At 60.2% G+C, this 7,201-nt stretch carries 10 protein-coding genes; 5 read left to right on the top strand and 5 right to left on the bottom strand.

Features of this window, described 5'->3' with window-relative positions; translation table 11 throughout:
* Positions 1-5 precede the first annotated feature (5 nt).
* Both HMPREF2792_RS07615 and HMPREF2792_RS07620 read right to left on the bottom strand, forming a co-directional pair.
* Positions 6-947, bottom strand: a complete 942-nt coding sequence (locus HMPREF2792_RS07615; RefSeq protein ID WP_070532466.1) for a DUF3152 domain-containing protein — start codon at positions 945-947, stop codon at positions 6-8.
* 32 nt (positions 948-979) lie between these two features.
* Entirely contained in the window at positions 980-1,201 is a 222-nt protein-coding gene (locus HMPREF2792_RS07620; RefSeq protein WP_070520196.1) for a DUF3107 domain-containing protein, read from the bottom strand.
* Between the two features lie 104 nt (positions 1,202-1,305).
* Between HMPREF2792_RS07620 and HMPREF2792_RS07625 the strand changes: the two genes are divergently transcribed.
* Together HMPREF2792_RS07625 and HMPREF2792_RS07630 are read left to right on the top strand one after the other, a co-directional pair.
* Positions 1,306-2,694, top strand: a complete 1,389-nt coding sequence (locus HMPREF2792_RS07625; protein ID WP_070532469.1) for a DEAD/DEAH box helicase — start codon at positions 1,306-1,308, stop codon at positions 2,692-2,694.
* Positions 2,691-3,992 carry an Rv3212 family protein gene (locus tag HMPREF2792_RS07630; RefSeq protein WP_070532472.1) on the top strand — a complete coding sequence of 434 codons (1,302 nt, stop codon included), beginning with the start codon at positions 2,691-2,693 and terminating at the stop codon, positions 3,990-3,992. Before HMPREF2792_RS07625 ends, HMPREF2792_RS07630 begins: the two co-directional genes overlap by 4 nt.
* 10 nt (positions 3,993-4,002) lie before the next feature.
* Here the strand turns inward: HMPREF2792_RS07630 and HMPREF2792_RS07635 are convergent, their stop codons facing one another.
* Positions 4,003-4,461, bottom strand: a complete 459-nt coding sequence (locus HMPREF2792_RS07635) for a hypothetical protein (protein ID WP_070532476.1) — start codon at positions 4,459-4,461, stop codon at positions 4,003-4,005.
* 590 nt (positions 4,462-5,051) lie between these two features.
* On the opposite strand from HMPREF2792_RS07635, the gene HMPREF2792_RS07640 reads away from it, so the two are divergent.
* The gene (locus tag HMPREF2792_RS07640) at positions 5,052-5,309 is read left to right on the top strand and encodes a WhiB family transcriptional regulator (RefSeq protein WP_010189168.1); all 258 of its coding nucleotides are present in this window, start codon (positions 5,052-5,054) and stop codon (positions 5,307-5,309) included.
* A gap of 85 nt (positions 5,310-5,394) precedes the next feature.
* Positions 5,395-5,469, top strand: coding sequence for a 50S ribosomal protein bL37 (locus tag HMPREF2792_RS13455; protein ID WP_100227335.1), 75 nt, complete (start codon positions 5,395-5,397; stop codon positions 5,467-5,469).
* Between the two features lie 59 nt (positions 5,470-5,528).
* Here the strand turns inward: HMPREF2792_RS13455 and rsrA are convergent, their stop codons facing one another.
* Together rsrA and HMPREF2792_RS07650 are read right to left on the bottom strand one after the other, a co-directional pair.
* Positions 5,529-5,801, bottom strand: coding sequence for a mycothiol system anti-sigma-R factor (rsrA, locus tag HMPREF2792_RS07645; RefSeq protein WP_070520186.1), 273 nt, complete (start codon positions 5,799-5,801; stop codon positions 5,529-5,531).
* The gene (locus HMPREF2792_RS07650) at positions 5,801-6,406 is read right to left on the bottom strand and encodes a sigma-70 family RNA polymerase sigma factor (RefSeq protein ID WP_070532479.1); all 606 of its coding nucleotides are present in this window, start codon (positions 6,404-6,406) and stop codon (positions 5,801-5,803) included. The genes rsrA and HMPREF2792_RS07650 overlap by 1 nt, the downstream gene beginning before the upstream one ends.
* 37 nt (positions 6,407-6,443) lie before the next feature.
* Between HMPREF2792_RS07650 and ybaK the strand changes: the two genes are divergently transcribed.
* The gene (gene ybaK / locus HMPREF2792_RS07655; RefSeq protein ID WP_070532481.1) at positions 6,444-6,947 is read left to right on the top strand and encodes a Cys-tRNA(Pro) deacylase; all 504 of its coding nucleotides are present in this window, start codon (positions 6,444-6,446) and stop codon (positions 6,945-6,947) included.
* Positions 6,948-7,201 lie beyond the last annotated feature (254 nt).

The raw sequence follows: 7,201 nt of genomic DNA on the forward strand, positions 1-7,201 counted from the left end.
CCGATTTACTCGGGTTTAGTGTGATCGGAACTTGCGGGAGTCGGATAGGGCCAGGGGTTCGGCTCACAGGTGACATCCTCATCCGGATAGATCTCGTTTGGCTCTTTCTCAAAGAGCTGCGCGTTGTTCAAGCTCAGCGTCTGCTGCATCATGACCGGTGCGAGCTTACCGGCGCCGCCGCAGGGCTGGTGCGCGGCGAATCCGATGGCGTGACCAAACTCGTGGTTGATCAAGTACTGGCGGTAATTGCCCACATCCCCCTCAAATGGTGCAGCGCCCCGGACCCAGCGAGACTCGTTGAGGTTCACCGTGGACTCCCCGGTAATAGTGGTGTGGCACGAGGTTTCTGATTCCAACTGCGCGCCGCACAACTTCGCCGTAGTCCCCAGCGAGGTGAGGCGGATGTGCGTATCGGGATTGTCATCAGCCTTGACGTGGATGAACTCAAAGTCGCCGTTGGCGGTCCACCCGCGGGGATCGGCCAGGGTGGCGTCGACCAGCGCTACGACGGCCCTATCGCCGCCATAGGCGGAGGTGTCCACACCATTTTCGATTTCGACTGAGAACCGGATGGTCTGTTTTCCGCCCTTGCCCGCGTGCATAGTAGAAGGGCCGGCATCGCGGTAGGTTTCATCACCTTGCTCCGTGAAGTCACCGCCGGCGGGCAAGCCATCCTTGGCCGCGGCAACTGCACTGGCATTGGCGGGATCAGGCCCCTTGGGGGAGGGTGCGTCAGCAGCCGCAGTGCTTGCCGACGTCTCCCCTGCCGCCGACACCTCCGCATCCTGGGCTGGGGAACGAAAAACATCAACCAGCACCCACACCGTGATGACGACCATGACGGGGATCGCCACCACTCGCCACCAGCCGTACTCGCGAGCGAAACGCTCCACCGCCGAGACGAACTGTGGGCGCTGCTTAAGTTCCGCGGGATTATCCATGGCCATTTAGGCTACCCGCTGAGGCAGCGAGCGCGTACTTAGCCTGCGAATCCAACGGTGTGGGCGCGCACGGTGCCGATTTCCACGTAGACCACACGCTCGGTCCGCACGATATAGGTGCGGCCCTTGGTGTCCTTCAATTCGAGAGTGGAGTTCTCCCCCAAGGCGTTGTTGATGGTCTGGGTCAGCTCTTCTCGCTCACCATCCGCGTGAATGACCAGTTCGCGGGCGGTATCGGCGAAGCCAAATTTGATGTCCATGTGGTGTCTACTCCCTTAAATCGTGTTCTTTAGTCCGTGCCATGAGGCCTGCGCCCCCGGCGCTCTAATGGCCCCACTATAGCCACGTCCTCTACTATCAAGGTGTGCTTGCCCCGAAATCATCCCGCGATTCCCGCGAATCCCCTACCTTTGCCGAGCTCGGCGTCGCCGTAGAGATCTGTGATGCCCTCGCTGAGAACGGGATTACGCACACCTTCGCCATCCAAGAGCTCACCCTGCCCATCGCCCTGAATGGCCACGACCTCATTGGCCAAGCGCGCACCGGCATGGGCAAGACCTATGGTTTCGGCGTGCCGTTGCTGGATCGCGTTTTCGATGACGCCGACATCCCGGAGCTCGACGGCACTCCCCGTGCACTGGTCATCGCGCCGACCCGTGAGCTGGCCATCCAGGTCAGCGGGGACCTCAAGGTTGCTGCCGCTAATCTTCCGCTCAGCATCGTCACCCTGTGTGGCGGACGTCCCTATGAAGAGCAGATCACACACATCAAGAGGGGCGCGGACGTCGTCGTGGGCACTCCGGGCCGCCTGCTCGATCTCTGCCAGAAGAAGCACCTGTCCTTCGACCAGGTCAGCGTTCTGGTTCTGGATGAGGCCGATGAGATGCTGGACTTGGGCTTCCTGCCGGATATTGAGAAGATTCTCTCCCTCCTGCACGGCAACCCGCACCAGACCATGCTCTTTTCCGCCACCATGCCCGGGCCCATCGTGACGCTGGCCCGCACCTTCCTCAACAAGCCGGTCCACATCCGCGCCGAGTCCGGCGACGCCCAACAAACCCACTCCTCCACGCGCAAGGTCACCTTCCAGGCACACCGCATGGACAAAATCGCGGTCTTGGGAAAGATCCTGCAGGCAGAAGGCCGCGGGCGCACCATCATTTTCACGCGCACCAAGCGCTCGGCAGCCGCCGTCGCAGACGAGCTAGCGCAGCGCGGCTTTAGCGTGGGCGCGGTCCACGGCGATTTGGATCAAAAGGCTCGCGAGCGCTCGCTCTCCGCCTTCCGCGAAGGCACCGTGGAGATTCTGGTGGCCACGGATGTCGCCGCTCGCGGCATCGACGTCGATGATGTCACCCATGTCATCAACTATCAGGTGCCGGATGACCCCATGACCTTTGTCCACCGCATTGGCCGCACCGGTCGCGCTGGCCACACCGGCACGGCGGTAACGCTCGTTGGCTACGATGAGCTGAGCAAATGGCAGGTTATCAACGATGAGCTTTCTCTGGACCAGCCCGAGCCGCCACAGTGGTTCAGCACCTCTCCTGAGCTTGCGCAAGCGCTCGATATTCCCGAGGGCGTTTCTGACACCGTTGGTCCGCCCACCAAGGTGCTGGGCGCAGCGAAGCGTTCGGGCTCGCGCGGGGAATCGCCGCGTGGAGGCTCCTCGCGTTCCTCGGCGGCTTCCACCCGCGCCTCTCGCCGCACCCGTTCCCGCAAACGCAATCCCCGTCAAGGAGGGCATCGATGAGCACCGAGCACACCCAGGAAGCCCAGCTGGATAAGGCCCGGGCAAAGGTCGACTCGTCGAAGAAGGCTCCCATCCTGCGCTCCACGAAGGCGGACTGGATTGCCGTGGGCGCCATCAGTGCGGTCTGCGCCATCGCCATCGGCGGCGCGGTCATCACCGCACCCATTCATAAGGCGGAGCTCACCCCGGCGGTAGACGCCGCGTCCGACGATGAACCGGCGCTTCTCGATGCCATCCCGAGCTCCCTCACCGAAGCCTTCAGCCTTCCCAACACTCTCGTGCCGGGACAGGCTCGCGCGGTATCCTCCAACGGCCTGTTAATCACCCATGACGGCGATATGCTCAGCGCCTCGAACGCCTCCGGCGACGAAGTCTGGACCTATCAACGCCGCGATGCCGACCTGTGTTCGCTCACCACAGCGTGGAACAAAATTGTGGCTTCCTATGACGCAGGCAATGGTTGCGGCGATGTAGTGGCGATCGATGCCGCCACCGGCCAATACTCCGATACCCGCAGCGCCCGCAATTCCGAGGAGGTGGTCCCCATCATGTCGAATGACCGCGTGGGCACCGTTTCCGCAGAGCGCGTAGAGCTCTGGCGCTCGGATCTTGTGCGCTCGGTTGAGTACGGTGACGTCGACGCCAAACAGGAGCCGAACCTACAGCCCCACGAGGACTGCGCCATCACCTCAGCGCTGACCCGCACCGAAACACTGGGTGTCACTGAAACCTGCCCAGATTCCCCGGACTCCACGTGGCTGCGCATCCAAAATGCCACTCCTGAGGATTCCCGTTCTCCGGAAATTACAAAGGACATCGAAATTGAGGATCCTGGTGCGCGCCTCATCGCCTACGGCCAGGAGGCGGCCGCAGTCTTCCTCCCTGGCGATTCACCGCGCATCGTCTCTTATAGCTTCGAAGGTGAAACACTGTCTTCCACGGACGTTGAGCCTTCGAAGTCCATCACCAACGCCGCGTCCCCCTTTGCGCCCGCGATTGCGGATCTGCCGCACCACATGTCGTGGTTCGACGGCGAGCGTCTCTACCTCTTTACCCCTACAGAGCTCAAGGTGGATCACATTCTCGAGCAAGCGGTGGGAACCGGCGTCGCAGTCGACGAACGCCTACTCGTCCCCACTGAGGAGGGGATCGACGTGGTGAACTGGTCTACCGGGAAAACCGAGAAAACCATTCCCGTTGACCGTGACGGCTATTCCGGCCCGATTTCGCTAACGCTAGCGGGCACGGTCATCGTTGAGCAGCGCGGCGACACCGCTGTGGCGCTCACCGCCGCCTAGGCATGCCCTACTAAAAGTGGCTTTCAGCCCACTGCGCCGTCTCGGGCCGCGCCATGAGCAGGTATAGGACGAGCCCGGCGCTTGCCAAGGTCACGATGCCTAGCAGCGCTGAGCCGCCGTTAAACATCTGAAAAGCCATGGCGCCCAGGATGAATTCCACCAGCACGATGGCTCCGCGGCCCCAGCGTTTGCCTTTGACGAAGGCCCACGAGCCGACGATGACAAAGCCGAACACGATAAAGATGAAGATGGCAGTGCCCAGGCCCACGAAGCTCGATGCGCCGGAATCGGACACCATGGAGCCGTTCTCAGCGCCAGCAACCTCACGGACGATGAGGAAGATGCCGAAAATGATAACCGCGATGGATTGGACCACGGCGATGCCGGCAGCCGCCATCACCGCACGCGGTGCACGGTTTCCGGCAGCTCGGTCGGGTGTAGTTGAGGGCTGGTTCTTCTTCTTATTCACGGGCGTTTAGTCTACTTCCCTGCCCCATGGTTTAGGCAGTCTCCACGCCAAAGCTTCACCCACTGCCAATTCAATTGCCCAATTCAATTGCCGCAGTACTCGCACTTCCTGTACTCAGCTTCGACTTTCCTCCTGCTGTGTTTTCGGGGGCAGCGAGGAGGTTGATGGATTTGACGCGATCCAGGTCACCACACTCACCCCAATCTCCCCGTCACCGCAGGTAGAGACGCTACTGACAGGCTTCTTACAGCCGCCCACCCATTAGAAAAGTGCAAATTGGAAGAATTTATTTAGTGACGTTGGACACTTTTAGCCCTTTACCCCTAGCGGACTTTGAGTAAACGTGTCATTATTCTCAGGTAGCAAAACAACGAGCTGTTAAATCAGTTCTTAACTCGGAGAATCCTTCGAGTTAACAGAAAGTGAACCACGGCGGCGTCGACGCTGGCCCTAACTCGAGACAGGGCCCCACTGACCGCAGACCAGTCCACTTACACCCAGTAGCACTCAGTTCAGTTCACCACCGTGGACTGCCCTTGGTGCGCCTACTTCACCCACTGCTGTCAAAAATTTGTTAGGAGATTTCAATCATGGATTGGCGCCACGAAGCCGTTTGCCGCGACGAGGACCCGGAGCTCTTCTTCCCTGTCGGTAACTCCGGCCCCGCACTCACCCAGATCGCTAAGGCCAAGCTGGTCTGCAACCGCTGCCCAGTTGCCTCTTCCTGCCTCAAGTGGGCCCTCGAGTCCGGCCAGGATGCCGGCGTGTGGGGCGGCCTTTCTGAGGAGGAGCGCCGCGCTATCAAGCGCCGCAACCGCAGCCGCGGCCGTGCCCGCGTATCTGCCTAAACAGACACACCCCCGATTAACACCCAGGCATACCCTGCCGCTACAGTTGAATAAGTTCATTCACCCTTAACAGAAGGAGTACGCGATGAGCAAGCGTGGCCGTAAGCGCAAGGATCGCCGCAAGAAGTCCGCTAACCGCGGCAAGCGTCCTAACGCATAACGTCAGCATTCAGGGCTCGTTCCTCACCCCACCACCGTGGGCGGGAACGAGCCCTTTGCTTATCCCCAGGTAATTTCAGTCCTCGTAATCTGCACGCTAATGCGCTGGCGCAGCGACTGCGGCGCGGCCTGTCCCCCACAGCACTTGCGTACGAGTGCCCGAACTACTTCCTCGCTCTCAAGGCGTTGCTGGCAGGCATCGCACTGCGCAAGATGCTCGCGGATTGCCATAGCTCGCGCGTAGCTCGTCGATTCATCGAACAGCTCCCTAAAGAGCGCTTCAACCTCCGGAGAGTTACACGCACCGCAATTGCGTCCTGTTGCGCGTTCCATTACTTCTCCTCCATCTCTGGGTGGTTGCGACCAATGCCTTTTTCACGTGCTACGTCCTTCAACGCCGCGCGGAGCAGTTTTCTTCCGCGGTGGAGGCGGCTCATCACGGTTCCCAACGGTGTGCCCATCACGTCCGCAATTTCCTTATAGGCCAGACCCACTACATCCGCGTAGTACACCACCATGCGGTAGTCCTCCGGTAGGTCATTCATGGCCTCGGAAATCTCCGAATCCGGCATCTGCTTGAGGGCCTCGACCTCCGCCGATTCCAGGCCCGTGGAGTCATGCCCGGCCGTGGTGTAGAGCTGAAAATCACTCAGCTCATCCGCTGAGGATTCCACCGGACGGCGCTTGGCCTTCCGGTAGGAGTTGATGTAGGTATTCGTCATGATGCGATACAGCCAGGCCTTGAGATTCGTCCCCTGTTTGAAGGAATCAAAATTGCTATAGGCCTTGAGGTAGGTCTCCTGGATGAGATCCTCTGCATCCTGGGGGTTGCGCGTTAGGCGCATCGCTCCGCCATACAGTTGATCCAGCAAGGGCAAGGCTTGCTCCTCAAACAATCGCTGTTTCTGAAGCGTCTCGCTCGTCGTTTCGGTGGCCATGCTCACCATCCTAGCGCTCCGGACTAGGGTGGATTCTATGGCCAAGAAGACCCCGCACGCCGCTACCCCCGCTCTCAAAATCCTCGAAGAGGCAGGAATCGACCACAGTGTCTCCACCTTCGACGGTGGCCGCGAGCACTTCGGCGACGCGGCCGCGGCGGCGCTCGACGTCGAGCCTGAGCGCATCTTCAAAACCCTCGTCATCGACCTGAGCGCCGGCAAAGGCCCCAAGCGCCAGCTCGCCGTGTGCGTCCTTCCGGTTACCTACCAGCTCAGTCTCAAGAAGGCCGCCGCTGCCTTCGGCGCTTCTAAGGCCACGATGGCCACGCCTGCCGACGCCTCCAAATCCTCCGGCTACATCCCCGGCGGCATCTCCCCGCTGGGACACAAGCACATCCTCCCGACAGTGGTTGATGAAACGGCGCTGCTTTTCGACACCATCTTTTTCTCCGGTGGCAAGCGGGGACTCGACATCGAGATGAACCCGGAGGATCTCCCCCGTGTGCTCGACCTTTCCTTCGCTGACGTGCTCGCCGCCTAAACCTCACGCGCTAGAACTGTGATGTCTAGTGGCTTTTTGGACGTTTACGACGGTGGAATAGCCGTACTAGTCAAGAATCTTGACATCACGGGGACGTGCCACCTATAGTCAGAGTCAGAAAGTAAGGACATGGTCCCTTGCTATGATTAAAAAGGGTCTTCTGGACGTATGCGCCAGATGGCTCTTTTTTATTGACCAGGACGCTTATTAAATACCTTTGATACCGGCCTAAACGACAAAACGTGTTGTTTTCC

This window comes from Corynebacterium sp. HMSC068H04, assembly GCF_001811255.1.
Classification (GTDB): Bacteria; Actinomycetota; Actinomycetes; order Mycobacteriales; family Mycobacteriaceae; genus Corynebacterium; species Corynebacterium hesseae.